Below are 16,386 nucleotides of genomic sequence, written 5' to 3' on the forward strand. Positions count from 1 at the left end.
GCTGGGACGGAAGCGCGAAGGAGGTTGTGGTGGTGCCGCGGACGATGGCGAGGGCGTGTCGTCGCGGATTGGTCGAAAGGATCGCACGCTGTACGTTTCGTGACGGAAGCCAGCGCGGACTTTCAAAGTTCTTTACCCAAGGTGATGGGCGGGCGCGACGCCGGGGTGGGGAAACCCCGGATCCCCAATGAAAGAAGCCACCCCTTGGGTGGCTTCGTTTCTGGATTGGGTATCCGCGACGCTGGTGACGGGTTCCAGCTTTCTGCCCAGTAGTGCAGCCGGTTGTTGCCTCGGATGCATTGCATTCTGCCGAGGTTTTGTGACGGCCAGTTGACGAAAAGCAAGGATTGAAGGGGTCAGTTCATGATCTGACGGCCGGCGCCTGCCGAGCCCGCCGGAGCGCCGCTCAACAGGCGCTCGCCACCGTGGGCAGCAGACGCCGGGTCGACTCCCGCACGATCAGTTGAGGCAGGGGCGGCTCGATCGCCGAGCCGCCCCTGCGCAGCAGGTCCAGCATGGCCGAGGCCGCGCGCCGGCCGAGCTCGGCGATGTGGACGTCGACGGTCGTGCGCGGCGGGCTGGCATGCGCGGTGTTCAGGAGATCGTCGTAGCCGACGAGCGAGACGTCCTCCGGCACGCGGAAGCCGCGGCTGTGGAGGACGCGTGCGGCGCCGGCCGCCATCTGGTCGTTGGCCGCGAAGACGGCCGTGAACTGCAGGCCGAGGTCGAGTATCCGCGTCATCGCCGCCGCGCCGCCGACTTCGCAGTAGTTGCCGCCGCCGATCAAGGACTCGTCGACGGTGAGACCCGCCTCGGCGAGCGCCGTGCGGTAGCCGCGCTCGCGTTCAGACGAATCCGCGTGCGCCGGATCGCCGCTGATGAACGCGATGCGCGTGTGGCCGCGTTCGATCAGATGCCGCGTCGCGACGCGCGCGCCCTCGAGGTCGTCCGTCTTCAGCGCGTGCAGCCCCGCCGCCTGCAGCGCGCGGCCCGTCACGACGACGGGCAGTTCGCGCGCAAGCGCGGCGAGGAACTCGTCGCTCAAGCCGCCGGTCAACACGATGATCCCGTCCACGCGCCGCGATCGCAGCGAGGCGATGCAGCGCTGCTCTTCATCCGGCTGCCAATGCCCGCTCGCCACGACGAGCCCGTAGCCTGCGGGCGTCAGCACTTCCTCGATGCCGCGCAGCATCAGCGCGTAAAACGGGCTTTCGAAGTACTGCGCGAGCAACCCGATGTTGAACGTCCGACCATCCGCGAGCGCCCGGGCGATGGTGTTGGGCACGAAACCCAGCGCGTCGATCGCGCGCCGCACGCGCTCAGCCTTGTCCGAACTTACCTGCGCGGCGCCGCTGAGCACGCGCGAGACGGTGCTCGGCGAGACGCCGCTGGCGGCGGCCACCATGCCCAGCGTGACTTCGCCGGAGGTCGGCAGGAGGGGCTTCTTTCTCTTCATGGGAAAGCGCTTTCAAGAACCCGGTGATCCTACTCCCGCGCGCGTCTGATGGAAGAATGCGCCGCAGTTCCCGTGTCGGTGGTCGCCCGGGCCCGCCGCTTGCTCTTGCCGCCCCAACTGTCATTCCTGCCACGCCATGTCGGAACGCCTCAAGGTCCTGGTCGCCGATGACCAGCCGGATTCGCTGGATCTCCTGCGCGAGCTGCTCACGGTCTACAACTTCGAACTGCGGGTCGCGCGCAACGGGCTGGAGGCGATCGGCATCGGGCTGAAGTGGGAGCCCGACATCCTGATCACCGACATCGACATGCCCGACGCCGACGGCCGGCATCTGACCGGGCGGCTCAAGGTGAGCCTGCCGGCGCTGATCGCGATCGCGGTCAGCGGCACGCCGCTGAACACGGACTTCGAGGTCTACGAGGACCTGATCTTCGACGACTACTTCGTCAAGCCGATCGACTTCGGGCGGCTGCACAAGACGCTGACGAAGTACGGGGCGAAGCTGGACGGCCAGCCCACGACCTACTGAAGGCCTCCGGGGCGGCGGCAGCGGCGCGGGAGCGCCCGTATCATCGCCCGCACTGTCATCGACACCGGGAGGCGCCGTGAGGCGACTGCTGCACCTGACGAGCCGCCATCGCGCGCCGTCCACGAACCAGGCGCTGGGGCTGCTGCTCGCGTTCAACGCGGGGGCGGTGAACGCGGGCGGGTTCCTGGTGCTGCAGCGGTACACCTCGCACATGACCGGTTTCGCGTCGCAGCTGGCGGACGGCGCGGTGATGGGGCAGGGGACGCTGGTGCTGAACGCGCTGGGGGCGATCCTGGCCTTCCTGGCCGGCGCGGCGGTGTGCGCGGTGCTGGTGAACTGGGCGAGGCAGCACGGCCTGCGCAGCGTCTATGCGCTGCCGCTGATGCTGGAGGCGGCGCTGCTGTTCCCGTTCGGGCTGATGGGCGCGATCACGCTGACCTGGCACACGCCGTTCGCGGTGCCGCTGACGGTGCTGCTGCTGGCCTTCATCATGGGCTTGCAGAACGCGGTGGGGTCCAAGACCTCGGGCGGCAGCATCCGCACCACCCACATGACGGGGAACATCACCGACCTCGGGATGGAACTCGGGAAGATGCTCTATTGGAACCGGCAGCCGTCGGTGAAGCATGCGGCGGTGCGGCATGACCGGCTGCGGGCGAAGCGTGCGGGCGGGCTGCTGGCGGCGTTCGTGCTCGGCGGATGCGCGGGAGCGCTCGGCTTCAAGCACCTCGGCTTCGTGTGCGTGGTGCCGCTGGCGGCGGTGCTGTTCGTGCTGGCGTTGCCGCCGGTGACCAAGGACTGGGGGCGGTGGCGGGGACTGCTGACGCGCGGACGTTGATGCGGGGCCATCGACGGCGCGGCGGTTCGACGGCGCCAGGCGCTGGCCGACGCACAATCGCATCGATTGGAGCCCCGCATGCAAGACCCCCACGACATCGACGTCGACCTCGATCCTCAGAAGATCAACGCCTTCTGGGCTTGGCTGGTGTCGCGCCAGTCAGCGCTGAACGCCTTGGAATCGCCCGACGATCCGTTCTGGGACGAACTGCTGGAGCGCCTTCAGGTCCTGAACGCCGGCCTGTGGTTCGAGGTCTCGGCGCCCGGCGACGAGGATCGCGAGCTGGTGATCACCGCGCAAGGCGAGTGGGAGCTGTTCCCGCTGGTCGAGGCGATGGTCTCGGTGGCGCCGGAGTTGCCGGGATGGATCCCCGTGGCGTTGAAGCCGGCGATGGGGTTCGGCTTCAGCATCGGTTATCGGGGTCTGGAACTGGATCCCCAGGACATCTGGTTCGAGCCGATGGTCGATCCTGACGCGCCGGACGTGCTGGGATTGCGCGTCGCTGTGCAGGGGTTCAATGACGATCAGGAAGAGGACTTCGCCAACGGGCTGCTGCTGATGCTGGATACGGCGCTCGGCGAGAAGGCCGCCGCGACGGACGTCGACCTGGTGGAGGTCTGCGAAGTGCCGGAGGACCCCGATGATGAGGGCTTCCTGCCGTTCGCGGAGCTGGGGAGCTACCTGGCTTGGCGGAAGAGTCGGCTGACGCATTGAGCGCTTGGTGCGCTCAGATGGCGTTGTTGCTGGCCGCGAGCGCGACGGTCCAGTGGCCACCAGGCTCTTGCCGGACATCGAGCAGCGGGTCGATTTTCAGCACGTTGACCAAGCCTGACTGGCCAAAGGTCCTCGGTGTGAATCCTGGGTCTTTGCGCCGCAGGTAGGAGCCCAGTCCGCCGACATGCACCCTACCGTCTGGCGTGTCCGCGGCCAGTAATCTCACTGCTTCCTCGATACCTTCCAAGCCGGGAGCCCTTTGCGGCTTCGGTGCCGCTGATTTGGCCGAAGCCGATTTCGCGGCGGTTGGCTGCTTCGGCTTCTTCGGCACCCATTCGAAAAATTGGTCGCTCGCGTTGCGCAGCGCTGCCGGTGTTTTCGCCTCTCCGACGATCAATACGGTGGAGCCGCGCTCCCTCAGCTTCCGGCACAGGTAGGAGAAGTCCGAATCGCTGGTGACGATGCAGAAGGTATCGGCGCGTCGATCGAAGAGCGCCTCGATGGCATCGAGTGCCAGCGCGATGTCCGCGGTGTTCTTGCCCGCCGCGTACTGGTACTGCAGGCATGGCGTGAAGGCGAGGCGCACCAGCGCCTCCTGCCACTTGTTCGCGAGCGTCGCGTGATTGCCGTAACCGCGCCGGATGATCACGCGCCCGAACTGGGCGACGACGCTCAGCGCGTGTTCGAGGATCTCCGGCGTCGTGTTGTCGCAGTCGACGAGGACGGCGACCTTGGCGTCGGTACGGATGTCGGTGGTGTCCACGCTGCCTCCCCGTGCGGTTTGGCCGGAGTGTCGTCCACCTTCAGCGATCGCGCACCGGCTGTTGCTGGTTCACCCGGCGTTGGGCGTTGCGATCGTCGGTCTCGCGCTGGCGGGCGATGCGGTCGCCCTCGTTGGCATTGGCGGCGCTGTGCATCGCTTCAGCGCGGCGGCGGGCGTCGGCACCGCCGGTCAGGCTGCTCTGCGCGTCGACGGCCTGCTTGCTCACGTTCCAGTCCGAGGCGGTGTAGCTGCCCTGGCCCTTCTGGCATTGACGCGCGCGGCGGATCTCGTCCTGGACGAAGCGCTTGGCGTCCGGGCTCAGGGAGATCGAGCTGGCCTTGGTCTCCATCCCGGCGATGTCGCGGTCGGAAGGGCAGTAGTTGGACGGGGCGGTCTGCGCGGTGGGTTGAGCCGCGTTGGCTTGCTGCTGTTGTTGCTGCTGCTCAGCGGCCGCTCTGGCGCGCTCAGCCGCAGCGCGGTCCGCGGACGTGTCGATGACATTGCTCTGCAGCGCGTGCGACTTCATCTGCTCGCCCTTGGCCGCGCAGGGCTGGTCCGAGTAATGGGTCTTGCCGTCGGCGGTGCATTTCCAGACTTGGGCCTGGGCGGCAAGTCCGTGGGCAGAAAGCAGGATTGCAACTAGCAGATAGATCTTTGGCATCTAAAACTCCCTTGAAAACACCCAACGGCTGACTCTCTGTTCGTGTTGACAAGAAGGCGGAGAGCCAAGCGTGTTGGGCGCGATCAGTCACTTGGCGTTACGAGTCTGCGGATGGCTTGGCAGAAGCTCTCGGGAATTCGAGCTTCTTAATGATTTCGATTAACAACTCCTGAGAGTTAATGGGGAAGTTTTCTGCATGATTTCCGATTTCTCTGGAAAATAGTTTCCCGGCAAACTCCCCCTTGATTTTGTGTTGCACCTCGTCGGGCAGGGAGGCGATGTAGGGCGAAATTGCTTTTAGGTCCAGCGAGGTCTGGTGATGCATGTACTGTTGCGTCCTGTGTTTCGCAGACTCGCGTGCAAGGTAGGCCGCAGGCGCCGACAGCAGAAACGCGACAATGATTCTGAAAACCGATTTCTGCCAATTGAACTCTCCTTGCGTAGACTCCCAAAGCGAGTACGTAAGGATGAGGAAGATGGCCGCCATGCATGCCAGAGAAGCGCGTCTAAACCAGTCTGCGACATCTTTTTCATTCGTCGCGCTTTCTTCATAGCCACCAACGATGACTCGGCCTGCAACATGTCCGAGCAGCTTGTCGATGTCCTTGCGCTTATTGTTTATGTCGCGGACGGCTGTCTCGTAGTCCGTGTTTATGCGGATTGACTCCGCTTCAAGTCCTTCGCGCAGTATTTGAGCATCAATTCGGACCCGAGAGAGCGAATCATTGAGTTCTTGCAGTGCGAGGCGCGATTCCGCCATTTCTTTCTTGCCGTTTTGCAGAAGCTCATCAATTGCTTGCTGCAGCTTGGCTGGAATGCCTGGCACTACTACTCGATTGATACTTTCCCCAGCATTGAGCGGAGCGAGCGCCGCAGGGTCATTGTTGATCGCCTCAATGACCTTTTGGCTAAAAGCCTGCAAATTCCTGGCTGTGGCTCTTATTGCTTCGGATAGCCTGAGATTGTGGCTTGTCGATGATGCGAGAGCGTTTGCCTGATAGGCATAGTTGAGTGCGCGCTTGAGAGCCTCCTCAGTGTTCCCTTCATTCATCAGCTCGTGATAGGAATTTATTAGCGGAGGAAGGCCCCTGCTAGCTGCTTGCTCATTGAGGCCGAACTGAGTATCGCCAGCCTCCTTATGAAACTTCTCAAGTGCTTCTGAAAGTTCGTCGATCAGTTGAAACGTGCTCTTTTCATCATCGATTTGTGCGTTTTGCATTTACTCCCCTTCGAGTGGTGCGCGACTGCGCAGGGGGCATGCTAGCGAACGCGAAATTGAATCTGCTTGGGACGCGATCCTCGCACTACGCGGGTGTGAGAATTTGCACGATTCAGAGGTGTGCAAAAGAAAAAGCCCCGATGCATCGCTGCATCAGGGCTTCAATTTTGGCTCCTCGACCTGGGCTCGAACCAGGGACCTACGGATTAACAGTCCGGCGCTCTACCGACTGAGCTATCGAGGAAAAGTCTGCTCAGATCCAATCGATCTGAATTCTTGGGCCAGTGTCTTCGGTCGGAAACCGGCTGAAAAAGAACGAAGGTCCGAAGACCTTCGTTTTCTGATCTTGGCTCCCCGACCTGGGCTCGAACCAGGGACCTACGGATTAACAGTCCGGCGCTCTACCGACTGAGCTATCGGGGATCAGAGCCTAAGAGTATACACAGAAAAATCAGACCCTCACAAGACCCACTCCACCGACGCACGCCATGTGCGATTGGCGAGCGGGTACAGGTAGACGTGGCCGTACTGATAAGGCGACTCGCGCCATGCACGACGGTTGGTCGCGTTGTCCACGCCGACACGCCAGATCAGCAGTTGCCGCCCGACGTTCTGCTCGTAGCGCGCGCCCAGGTCCAGACGCGTCCAGCTCGGGATCGCCACCGAGTTGTCCGGCACCACCATGCGCTTGCCTTCGTAGACCACGCCCGCCAGCAGCTCCAGCCCCGGGACGCCCGCGCTGTGCCGTGCTTGCAGCTTCAGCACCGTCTCCGGCACGTTCGTCGGCTTCAGGCCGTTGAGCGTCGCATCCGCGCTGCCGTCGCGGCGCGCGTGCAGCTTCATGGCGCTCGCCATCAGGCCGCCGCCCGTCCACTTCAGGTCGGCCTGCGCTTCCACGCCGCGGTGGTTCTGCTTGCCGTCGATGCGGCTCTCGAGCAGGTCCTGGCCGCCGACCACCACCGGCACATCGTTCGTCGCCGGCTTGCTGATGTCGAAGTAGTTGATCGACCAGTCCACCGTGCGGCTGCCCGACTTCAGACCGATCTCCCATTGCTTGCTGCGGATCGCCGCCAGCGGCCGGCCCGCGTTCGCGTAGATCGGCAGGTTGGGCGCGACGGCCGACTCCACGCCTTCGCCCCAGCTCGCGTACGCCAGCAGTTGCGGGTCGATCGCGTAGCTCACACCCAACCACGGCGTCGTCACCGACTGGCGGTAGCTCGTCGCCTCGTTGTCCTCGCCGGCGGGCACGTTGACCTGGAAGGAATCGCGATCCAGGCGCGTGTGCCGCACGCCCAGCCAGCCTTGCCACTGCGCGCTGAACTGCATCGCGTCGCGGAAGTAGAGCTCGGTGCTGCGCTCGGTGCGGTCCGTGTTGGTCGCCGCCAGCGTCGGGTCGGCCACCGTCGGCAGCGTGCCCCAGATGTTGCCGGTGCCCGCCCAGTTGTAGGCCTGACCCTGCAGCCGGCTCTTGTAGCGCGAGAACAGCACGCCCGTCGACACCTGATGCTCGATGCCGAGGAAGCTCAGCTTGCCTTGCGCCGACAGGTCGAGCGCGTCGCTGTTGCGATGCTCGTTGTCGCTGCGGAAATCGTATTGGTCGAAGGTGCCGTCGGGGCAGTAGGTGCTCGGGTAGTAGGTGCCGTCGCCCGCGGTGCAGCCGAACGGGTAGGCGAGGCGGTCGTCGTTCACCAGGCGCTGGATTGCCGCGTGCGCCTGCAGCTTCCAGTCGGCGTTCAACTGATGCTGCACGCGCAGCGAGGCGGTGCGGCCTTCGAAGACCACCGGCTGGCTCCACGACTGGTTGTTCAGGTTGATGCGCGGATCGATGGCCTTGGCGTCCGGCAGCTTGTCGCCGAGCAGGCTGAAGCCCGGCTGGCTCGGCTGGGACTGGCGGCTGATCTCGACCTCGGCTTCAACCAGCGTGTCGCGCGTGACGCGCCAGTCGCCGGCGACGGCCATCATCCAACGGTTGCCGTCGGCATCGCGCAACTCGGGGCGCAGCTTGGCGGCCTCGATGTTCACGCGCAGGCCGAAGGCCTTGTCGTTGCCGTGACCGTCACCGAAGCGGTGGCTCCAGTCCATCGCGGACTCGATGGTGCCGCGTTCGCTGACGCCCAGGCGCACGCTGGTGAGCTCCACCGTCGGACGCTTCACGACGAGATTGACCAGACCACCTGGCGCGCTGGTGCCGGCCTGGATGCCGGTCGTGCCCTTGATGACCTCGACGCTGCTCTTGTTGGCCAGGGACAGGGCGGTCTCGGCGTTGATCGGCAGGCCGTCGCGGCGGTAGTTGAAGCGGTTGTCGAGGTCGTAGCCGCGGATCTTCAGATAGGAGACGTAGCCCGCCGAGTTGTACGAGTCGCCCACGCTCGCATCGAGCAGCGTCAGCCCGGCGAGATTGAACAGCCCGCGATCGGTGAGCTGCTCGGCGGTGACGATGCTGGCCTGGATCGGGAGCTTGGCGACGGGCGTGTCGCCGAAGCCGCCGGCCATCACGGGCGCTTCGGAGGTGCCTTTGACGACGACGCTGGGCAGGGCGGGCGAGGTCGCCTGTGCGCCAGCGGGCGAGGGCGTCGACGTCGCCGACTGCGCGGCGGCATGGACCGAGACGCCGGCGGCGATCAGCGCGATCGCGAGACGATGCATCGGGAAGGAATTCAGAGCGGACGAAGTTGCCATCGATGTGCCGAAGCCAGAAATGCGATGGCAGGTCGGCAAACCGGGCACGCCGATGAGAAGGCGGCGTGCGGGACACGAGGCGTGTCGAAGGCATGCTTCCCTGCGCGAGGATTACCTCAATCAGGTTCAAAGGGACTTTCTCAGCCGCGCCGTCGACGGATCGATGGCGCAGCACCCCTAGCGAACTCGCCGGACGGACCGGTGAGCGTTGCTGATTCTAGTCGAGCATCCATGACCGCACCCCTGGCCAGGCCTGCTGCACGTCGGGAGCCGCTCCCGTTTGTCCGCCGCTGATGCAGTTCACGCCGCCGCCGCGCAGCTTCGTCTCCTGACGCTCGCAAGCAGCCGGGTCGATGACGACACTGACTCCATCGACACAGCAAACGCCTTCAGGAGATCGACATGAACGCCACCCGCCTCAGCATCACTTCCGCCACCAGCACCACCGTCAAGGCGGTCGCCTTCGGTGCCATCGCAGCGCTGGCACTGGGTCTCGGGATCGCTCATGCACAAGGCCAACGCGACATGCGCGCCTCGATCGTCACGCTGGACCCGGTGGTGATCACCGTGAAGCGCGAGCAACTGCCGACGGTCTACATCACCGGTCGTCGCAGCGCCGACGCGGTCGATACGCAAGTCGCCCTGGCCGAGTGAACGTCCCAGGTCGCGCTGTATCGGTGGAGTGATCTACGGACTGACGCCCTTCGGTTCGCTCCCATGCAAGACGCCCGGCTGATGCCGGGCGTCTTGCTTTGCGCATGGCGCGGCGATTGTTGCGGCGATCACAACGGCCCATTGCGACGCAGGCCGTTTATCCAAACGGGGCCCGCGCCTAACCTTCAGTCATCGGCAAACGAAGCCGGCCAAGACCCCAGACACCCCGATCCAACGCTCTCTCAAAGGAAACCATCATGACCGCCAAGACCCTGATCGCCACCGCCCTGATCGCACTGTCTGCCGCCGCCGTGCCGGCCTTCGCGCAGAGCTACAGCCACCTCGATCCGATCACGCAGAGCCAGAAGAGCCGCGCTGAAGTGCTGGCCGATCTGGAGATCTATCGTGAATCCGGTCTCGCTGCCGCGGACCGCACGGAAGACTTCACCTTGAACGCCAACCAACGTGCCAAGGCAGAAGCCCGCTACGCGGAGCTGAAGGCCTCGCCGAAGTACGCCGCCCTGGTGCAGCGCTTCGCAGCGAAGGACGTCAAGGGCTCGACGACCGAGGGGGTCTCCGCCCGCTGAGCCTCTCGCCTTCTCCGGCCACAAGCGCCGGCGGGACTTCGGTCCTGCCGGCGTCTTGCTTTGTGGGACACGACAGCCCATCCGCCGCGCCTGCAGTTCACGACGTCGCGGCGAGGGTTCGTCGCTGAGCGCTCGAAAGGCGAGGCCTCGCTGACGACACTGACTCCATCGACACAGCAAACGCCCTTCAGGAGATCGACATGAACACCGCCCGCCTCAGCATCACTTCCGCCACCAACACCACCGTCAAGGCCGTTGCCTTCGGTGCGATTGCGGCAGTGGTCCTCGGCCTGGGAATCGCTCATGCACAAGGCCAACGCGAGATGCGTGCCTCGATCGTCACGCTGGATCCGGTGGTCATCACTGCCAAGCGCGAACAGCTGCCGACCGTCTCCATCACCGGCCGCCGCAGCGTCGACGCGGTCGATACACAAGTTGCCTCGGCCGAGTGAACGTCGTAGATCGCGCTGTATCGGTGGAGCGATCCACGGACTGACGCCCTTCGGTTCGCTCCTACGCAAGACGCCCGGCTTATGCTGGGCGTCTTGCTTTGTGGAGAGCGCTGGCGATTGTTGCGGCGATCACAACGGCCCATTGCGACGCAGGCCGTTTATCCAAACGGGGCCCGCACCTAACCTTCAGTCATCGGCAAACGAAGCCGGCCCAAGACCCCAGACACCCCGATCCAACGCTCTCTCAAAGGACACCATCATGACCGCCAAGACCCTGATCGCTACCGCCCTGATCGCCCTGTCCGCCGCCGCCGTGCCGGCCTTCGCGCAGAGCTACAGCCACCTCGACCCGATCACGCAGAGCCAGAAGAGCCGCGCTGAAGTGCTGGCCGACCTGGAGATCTATCGCGAGTCCGGCCTGGCCGCCGTCGACCGCACGGAAGACACCTCGCTGGAACTCAATCAGCGCGCGAAGGCGGAAGCCCGCTACGCAGAATTGAAGGCCTCGCCGAAGTACGCCGCACTGGTGCAGCGCTTCGCGGCCAAGGAAGGCAAGGGCGCCGTCACGGAAGGTGTGTCCGCCCGCTGAGCCCCGATCCAGCGTCGCAGCGCCGCCCGGACGTAGGTCCCGGCGGCGTTTCTCATTGAGAGCGCCTGATGGCGCTCTCCGTTTGTCCGCCGCTGATGCAGTTCACGCCGCCGTTGTGCAGCTCCGTCTCTTGAGGCTCGCAAGCACCCGGGTCGATGACGACACTGACTCCATCGACACAGCAAACCGCCTCAGGAGAACGACATGACCGCCACCCGCTTCCAGATCGCTTCCGCCACCGAAACCACCGTCAAGGCCGTCCTCTTCGGCGCCGTGGCCGCCGTGGTGCTGGGCCTGGGCATCGCCCACGCCGAGGGTCAGCGCGAGATGCGCGCCTCGATCGTCACGCTGGATCCGGTGGTCATCACCGCCAAGCGCGAACAGCTGCCGACCGTCTACATCACCGGCCGCCGCGACACGTCGGCCGACGCGGTCCAGATCGCTTCGGCCCAGTAAGCCCTGACGGTTGCGCTGTATCGATGGAGCGATCCTTCGACTGACACCGACAGTCTCCGCTCCCAGAAAACGCCCGGCCCGTGCCGGGCGTTCTGCTTTCTGAAGGCCGCGTAGCCCGTCTACTCGGCCTGGAGAAGTTCCAGCAGGGCCTCAAGGGCTTCGGCGTGGTGCTCTTGAGCCAGGCTCTCGGCGGGATGCTGCGCCAACTGAGCGCGTATGCGCTCCCGCGATTCAAGGGAGCGGGAGCTGTCCTCAAGAACTGTGAAAGCCCCCCAGGAGGCTTCAAAGTTCCCCGTGAGGACAAGGGTCACCAGCGACTCCAGATGTTCCGACTGATCGAACGCCGACAACGCGTAGACCAGCGTGCCGCGATGGTTGACGTTCTCTGGCCGGCTGATGGCGCTCCACAGTGCGGGGACCGCTCGCAGTTCGCCGCGGTCCATCAGTTCGAGCGCCGCCACATGGCGAATGCCGGGATCCGTGCTCTCAACCTCTTGGAGCAGGGCTTCGATGGAATTCACGGGCATCACTCGCTGGCGCCGCTTGCAGGCTGCTGCAGCCTGATCTCAGAGAATCTTGGCCTGAAGGGGTCGCCGGCGACCTCCAGAGCTCCGAGTCCTTCGAGCTCTTGCACGCGATAGCTCAGGAACTCAAACGGCAGATCCGGGAACTTCTGTTCGAAGTCGTTCATTACCCTCGCGATGACAAGAGCAACCTTCTGCCATCGGGTGCTGGAAGCGCCCAGCAACAGGGCATCTACCTGAGACACCTCAGCGGGTGTCAGCGCGCGCATGGCCGCGAGTTCCTCGTCGGAGAGGGCGTCCCAAGGGTGTTGATCGTCGTCCAAGTCGGGTGCCATGGTGAAAGCTGTCGATGACAAGGGTACACGCCCCCAGCGCCTACACGAGCGCTGCGCCGCCGTTGGCGCCGGGGGAGCCAGCACGGTCGCGCGGATCGGTGACAAGACTGCGAAGTCCATAGCGCAGTTTCGTATGGCCGTCCCTGGCTCAGGCGGAAATCCGCAGGGTGACGGTGCGTGGCGCATGAATGTATTCACGCACCATGTCGCGAGGGGGCGCGCGACTTTCCAGCTCATCGAGCGTGTATGCGTGCAACGAAAGGTGGGCACGATCGGGACGGTGCATGTTCCATACGACGTGGAATGCGAAGGCGTGATCGTCCTCCCCTGTCCGGCCTTCGAAAGCAATATCGGCCGTGCTGCTGAACGCCAGTCCATACCCCGCGCGATGAAGCGGCTTCGCACGGATTTCCTTGAACGCAGATGCCTCCGACGGCTCATCGTCCGGTTCCTCGTGGTCAGGCCCATCGGCGAACAGCTCCTCGATCGTCTTGCCCGGTGGTGCTGTTTCGCCATCCTCCAGGAAACGCACCTCGACTTGCTGACCCGCTTGCAGCGTCAGGCTGCCGATCCAGATCAGGAAGGTTGACTCTTCCGACGTGGTGCCGTGCAGGTCCACGCTCGCGAATTCTTCGTCGCTTCGCGATCCCTGCACGTGGGCCGACAAGACGCTGAGGCTTTCGGTGTTGGCGGTGGCGATCGGTTCGCCATCTACAAGGATGCTGATTGCGGGCATGTCGTGAGACAGAAATGAGCGGGTCTTGGATCGGATTGTTGCTCCCCCTGCATCCATCCATTGCTTCCGTCCGTATTTATGCAGAGCGGGCCGCCTTCTATTGTTCAGTCAACGGTAGACGAAGCCGGCCTCGATACCAGACACCCACCTCCACGCTCTCTCAAAGGAACCATCATGACCACCACCAAGACCCTGATCGCTACCGCCCTGATCGCGCTGTCCGCCGCCGCCTCGCCGGTCTTCGCTCAGAGCTACAGCCACCTCGACCCGATCACGCAGAGCCAGAAGAGCCGCGCCGAAGTGCTGGCCGATCTGCAGATCTACCGCGAGTCCGGCCTGGCCGCCGTGGACCGCACCGAAGACTTCGCGCTGAACGCCACCCAGCGCACCCAGGCCGAAGCCCGCTACGCGGCGCTGAAGTCCTCGCCGAAGTACGCCGAACTGGTGCAGCGTTTCGCTGCCAAGGAAGGCAAGGGCGCCGTCACTGAAGGCGTGTCCGCCCGCTGAGTCTTGAGCTCGCTCCCCTTCGACGCCGTCAGGACGCATGTCCTGGCGGCGTTTCTCGTTGAGAGCGCCTGATGGCGCTTTCCGTTTATCCGCCGCTGCTGCAGTTCACGCCGCCGTTGTGCAGCTCCGTCTCTTGAGGCTCGCAAGCAGCCGGGTCGATGACGACACTGACTCCATCGACACAGCAAACCGCCTCAGGAGAACGACATGACCACCACCCGCTTCCAGATCGCTTCCGCCACCGAAACCACCGTCAAGGCCGTCCTCTTCGGCGCCGTGGCCGCCGTGGTTCTGGGCCTGGGCATCGCCCACGCCGAGGGTCAGCGCGAGATGCGCGCCTCGATCATCACGCTGGAGCCGGTGGTCATCACCGCCAAGCGCGAGCAACTGCCGACCGTCTACATCACCGGTCGCCGCGACACGTCGGCCGACGCGGTCCAGATCGCTTCCGCCCAGTAAGTCCTGACGGTTGCGCTGTATCGATGGAGCGTTCCTTCGACTGACACCGACAGTCTTCGCTCCCAGAAAACGCCCGGCCCGTGCCGGGCGTTTCGCTTTCCGGCACCTGCTTGCGACGACGTTTCCGAGGGTCCTGCGCCGGCCTCGGAGCAGGTCGATAATTCCGCCGCCATGGATGATCCCCGAGCCCCTCTGTCGCTGCGATTCGGCCCCTTCGCTTTCGATGAGGCGGATGCGCGGTTGCTCGCTGACGGCCAGGCGGTTGCGCTGGCGCCCAAGGCCTTCGGCGTGCTTGCGGCCTTGCTGCGCAACGCCGGCCAGCTCGTGACCAAGGATGCGTTGCTCGACACCGTCTGGGGCCATCGGCATGTCAGCGAATCGGTGCTCAAGACGACGATCAGCGAGCTGCGCGCCGCGCTGGGCGACGATGCGAAGAGCCCACGCTGGGTGGAGACCGCGTCGCGTCGCGGGTATCGCTTCATCGGCCTGATCGACGGCGCGACATCGACGGTCACCTTCTCCAGCCTCATTGGTCGCGACGCTGAACTCGCCCGCCTTCACGCCGCCTGGGCGCGCGCCTCGGGCGGACAACGCCAGCTGTGCTGCGTCGCCGGCGAAGCGGGCATCGGCAAGACCGCCATGATCGAGGCCTTCATTGCCACGCTCGGCGACGCGGCCACCGCGCACGGCCAGTGCATCGAGCAGGTCGGCGAGGGCGAGCCCTACCTGCCCGTGCTGGACGCGCTCGCCTGCCTTGCGCGGACGGACGCCTCGCTCATCGCGCTGCTGCGCCGCGTCGCGCCGACCTGGCTGCTGCAGCTGCCCTGGCTCATCGACCGCGAGGAGCAGGAGCGCCTGCAGGCCGGCCTTGCCAACTCGACGCAGGACCGCATGCTGCGCGAGTTCTCGGAACTCGTGGAACAGCTCACCGCCGTGCGTCCGCTGCTGCTGGTCACCGAGGATCTGCACTGGTGCGACGAGGCGACCGTCCGCCTGATCGACCACGTCGCGCGACGCCGGCCGCCGGCCCGCCTGATGTGGATCGCGACCTACCGGACGCCTGAACTCGTCGCCAACGATCACCCGCTCAACGGCCTGCGCCACGAGCTGCGCGCCCGCCGGCTCTGCGAAGAGCTGCTCCTCGACCCGTTCAGCGAGGCGGAGCTCGCCGTCTATCTCGCGCGACATCGGCCCGGGCTCGTCGCCGACGAGGCGCACGTGCGGCGCCTGCACCGCCAGACCGACGGGCTGCCGCTCTTCGTCGCCAACGCGATCGATGAACTCGCCGCCGCGTCCGGCGAGGCCGCGTCCTCCGACGACTGGCCCGTGCCGGACTCGCTGGCCGGTGTGATCGAACGTCAGCGCGCGCGGCTCGCGCCTGAAGCCGCCACGTTGCTCGAGGCCGCCGCCGTCTGCGGCGTCGAGTTCGAGTGCTCGATCGTCGCAGCCATGCTGGGCCTGGACGCCGAGGTCGTCGCGGCGCATTGCGACGAACTGGCCCGCCGTCAGGCCTGGCTCGCGCATTCGGTGTTGGAGACGCTCGCGGACGGCACGCTCGAAGCGCGCTTCGCGTTCCGCCACGCGTTGTATCGGCAGGCGCTCTATCAGCGGATCGCGCCGTCCACGCGCGTGGGGCTGCACCGGCGGGCCGCCGCCGCGCTTGGACAGTTGCGCGCAGAACGGATCGAGACCTTCGCCGCCGCGCTCGCGCTGCATCACGAGCGCGGGCTGGAGGCGCTGGCCGCCATGAGCGCCTACGCCGCCGCGGGCGAACGGGCGCTGGGGCGCTTCGCGCCGCGCGAGGGGCTGCTGCTCGCCACGCGCGGGCTGGACTTGCTCGAGCGCTGTCCCGAGGGCGAGCCCCGCAGCGTGGCGGAGCTGGCGCTGCAGCAGCTGCGCGGCGCCGCGCTCGCCCAGTCGACGGGGGTGACGACGCCCGAAGGGCGGGACGCCTACCTCCGCTGCGCGGCGCTCTGCGAGATGCTGCCGCCGACGAAGCCGCGCGCCTGGGTGATGACGGGCCTGGTGTGGATGTTCATCGCCTGCGGCGAGTACCTGCAGGCGGAGGCGATCGCGCTGCGGCTGCGCGCTGCGGCCGATGCCTTCGACGACGACCTGCTGCGCGCCGCGGCCGCCGTGTCGCTGGCCGTGACGCTGCTGCAGCGCGGCCGGCTCCGCGAGGTGCTGCCGCTGGCGCATGAAGCGCGCGCGCTCACCGAGGCCCTCGG

At 65.6% G+C, this 16,386-nt stretch carries 19 protein-coding genes, 2 tRNA genes and 1 riboswitch; of the genes, 11 read left to right on the forward strand and 10 right to left on the reverse strand.

The window, feature by feature from the left end; genetic code table 11:
• Positions 1 to 406 precede the first annotated feature (406 nt).
• A complete protein-coding gene (locus VF536_RS09800) occupies positions 407 to 1,456 on the reverse strand; it encodes a LacI family DNA-binding transcriptional regulator (protein WP_331614657.1) in 1,050 nt (349 codons plus the stop codon).
• A gap of 136 nt (positions 1,457 to 1,592) precedes the next feature.
• On the opposite strand from VF536_RS09800, the gene VF536_RS09805 reads away from it, so the two are divergent.
• From VF536_RS09805 to VF536_RS09815, 3 genes are all read left to right on the forward strand, one after another.
• Positions 1,593 to 1,985 carry a response regulator gene (locus tag VF536_RS09805; protein ID WP_331614658.1) on the forward strand — a complete coding sequence of 131 codons (393 nt, stop codon included), beginning with the start codon at positions 1,593 to 1,595 and terminating at the stop codon, positions 1,983 to 1,985.
• Between the two features lie 76 nt (positions 1,986 to 2,061).
• Entirely contained in the window at positions 2,062 to 2,823 is a 762-nt protein-coding gene (locus VF536_RS09810; RefSeq protein ID WP_331614659.1) for a YoaK family protein, read from the forward strand.
• A gap of 78 nt (positions 2,824 to 2,901) precedes the next feature.
• On the forward strand, positions 2,902 to 3,537 hold the full coding sequence (locus VF536_RS09815; protein ID WP_331614660.1) for a hypothetical protein: 636 nt from the start codon (positions 2,902 to 2,904) through the stop codon (positions 3,535 to 3,537).
• A gap of 13 nt (positions 3,538 to 3,550) precedes the next feature.
• On the opposite strand, the gene VF536_RS09820 is transcribed toward VF536_RS09815, so the two are convergent.
• The 6 genes from VF536_RS09820 to VF536_RS09845 all read right to left on the reverse strand — a co-directional run bounded on the left by VF536_RS09820 (position 3,551) and on the right by VF536_RS09845 (position 8,826).
• Positions 3,551 to 4,300: an NYN domain-containing protein gene (locus VF536_RS09820; RefSeq protein WP_331614661.1), complete on the reverse strand. Its 750-nt coding sequence runs from the start codon at positions 4,298 to 4,300 to the stop codon at positions 3,551 to 3,553.
• 40 nt (positions 4,301 to 4,340) lie between these two features.
• Entirely contained in the window at positions 4,341 to 4,961 is a 621-nt protein-coding gene (locus VF536_RS09825) for a DUF4124 domain-containing protein (RefSeq protein ID WP_331614662.1), read from the reverse strand.
• Positions 4,962 to 5,058: 97 nt separating this feature from the next.
• Positions 5,059 to 6,180 (reverse strand): hypothetical protein, encoded by a 1,122-nt coding sequence (locus VF536_RS09830; RefSeq protein WP_331614663.1) that lies wholly within the window; start codon positions 6,178 to 6,180, stop codon positions 5,059 to 5,061.
• A 168-nt stretch (positions 6,181 to 6,348) separates the two neighbouring features.
• Positions 6,349 to 6,424: transfer RNA gene (locus VF536_RS09835), tRNA-Asn, on the reverse strand.
• Between the two features lie 103 nt (positions 6,425 to 6,527).
• Positions 6,528 to 6,603 (reverse strand) — tRNA-Asn (locus tag VF536_RS09840).
• A gap of 36 nt (positions 6,604 to 6,639) precedes the next feature.
• Positions 6,640 to 8,826, reverse strand: coding sequence for a TonB-dependent receptor (locus VF536_RS09845; protein WP_331614664.1), 2,187 nt, complete (start codon positions 8,824 to 8,826; stop codon positions 6,640 to 6,642).
• 113 nt (positions 8,827 to 8,939) lie between these two features.
• Positions 8,940 to 9,048, reverse strand: a riboswitch (TPP riboswitch).
• A gap of 213 nt (positions 9,049 to 9,261) precedes the next feature.
• Between VF536_RS09845 and VF536_RS09850 the strand changes: the two genes are divergently transcribed.
• The 5 genes from VF536_RS09850 to VF536_RS09870 all read left to right on the forward strand — a co-directional run bounded on the left by VF536_RS09850 (position 9,262) and on the right by VF536_RS09870 (position 11,597).
• Entirely contained in the window at positions 9,262 to 9,513 is a 252-nt protein-coding gene (locus VF536_RS09850) for a hypothetical protein (RefSeq protein ID WP_331614665.1), read from the forward strand.
• Between the two features lie 257 nt (positions 9,514 to 9,770).
• Positions 9,771 to 10,100, forward strand: coding sequence for a DUF4148 domain-containing protein (locus VF536_RS09855; RefSeq protein ID WP_331614666.1), 330 nt, complete (start codon positions 9,771 to 9,773; stop codon positions 10,098 to 10,100).
• Between the two features lie 200 nt (positions 10,101 to 10,300).
• Complete coding sequence (locus VF536_RS09860) at positions 10,301 to 10,552, forward strand: hypothetical protein (RefSeq protein ID WP_331614667.1); 252 nt, start codon at positions 10,301 to 10,303, stop codon at positions 10,550 to 10,552.
• 259 nt (positions 10,553 to 10,811) lie between these two features.
• Positions 10,812 to 11,141 (forward strand): DUF4148 domain-containing protein, encoded by a 330-nt coding sequence (locus VF536_RS09865; RefSeq protein ID WP_331614668.1) that lies wholly within the window; start codon positions 10,812 to 10,814, stop codon positions 11,139 to 11,141.
• Positions 11,142 to 11,345: 204 nt separating this feature from the next.
• Positions 11,346 to 11,597, forward strand: coding sequence for a hypothetical protein (locus VF536_RS09870; RefSeq protein WP_331614669.1), 252 nt, complete (start codon positions 11,346 to 11,348; stop codon positions 11,595 to 11,597).
• Positions 11,598 to 11,716: 119 nt separating this feature from the next.
• Here VF536_RS09870 and VF536_RS09875 read toward each other — a convergent pair whose 3' ends face one another.
• The 3 genes from VF536_RS09875 to VF536_RS09885 all read right to left on the reverse strand — a co-directional run bounded on the left by VF536_RS09875 (position 11,717) and on the right by VF536_RS09885 (position 13,192).
• Entirely contained in the window at positions 11,717 to 12,118 is a 402-nt protein-coding gene (locus VF536_RS09875; RefSeq protein ID WP_331614670.1) for a HEAT repeat domain-containing protein, read from the reverse strand.
• A gap of 5 nt (positions 12,119 to 12,123) precedes the next feature.
• Positions 12,124 to 12,444 carry a DUF3658 domain-containing protein gene (locus VF536_RS09880; RefSeq protein ID WP_331614671.1) on the reverse strand — a complete coding sequence of 107 codons (321 nt, stop codon included), beginning with the start codon at positions 12,442 to 12,444 and terminating at the stop codon, positions 12,124 to 12,126.
• A 160-nt stretch (positions 12,445 to 12,604) separates the two neighbouring features.
• Positions 12,605 to 13,192, reverse strand: a complete 588-nt coding sequence (locus tag VF536_RS09885; RefSeq protein WP_331614672.1) for a hypothetical protein — start codon at positions 13,190 to 13,192, stop codon at positions 12,605 to 12,607.
• 174 nt (positions 13,193 to 13,366) lie between these two features.
• Here VF536_RS09885 and VF536_RS09890 point away from each other — a divergent pair, with 174 nt between their 5' ends.
• From VF536_RS09890 to VF536_RS09900, 3 genes are all read left to right on the forward strand, one after another.
• Positions 13,367 to 13,699 carry a DUF4148 domain-containing protein gene (locus VF536_RS09890; protein ID WP_331614673.1) on the forward strand — a complete coding sequence of 111 codons (333 nt, stop codon included), beginning with the start codon at positions 13,367 to 13,369 and terminating at the stop codon, positions 13,697 to 13,699.
• A 207-nt stretch (positions 13,700 to 13,906) separates the two neighbouring features.
• Positions 13,907 to 14,158, forward strand: coding sequence for a hypothetical protein (locus VF536_RS09895; protein ID WP_331614674.1), 252 nt, complete (start codon positions 13,907 to 13,909; stop codon positions 14,156 to 14,158).
• 171 nt (positions 14,159 to 14,329) lie between these two features.
• Positions 14,330 to 16,386: ATP-binding protein (locus VF536_RS09900; RefSeq protein WP_331614675.1), on the forward strand; the 2,057-nt coding region annotated here is incomplete at its 3' end.

This window comes from Roseateles sp., assembly GCF_036486225.1.
Lineage (GTDB): Bacteria > Pseudomonadota > Gammaproteobacteria > Burkholderiales > Burkholderiaceae_C > Roseateles.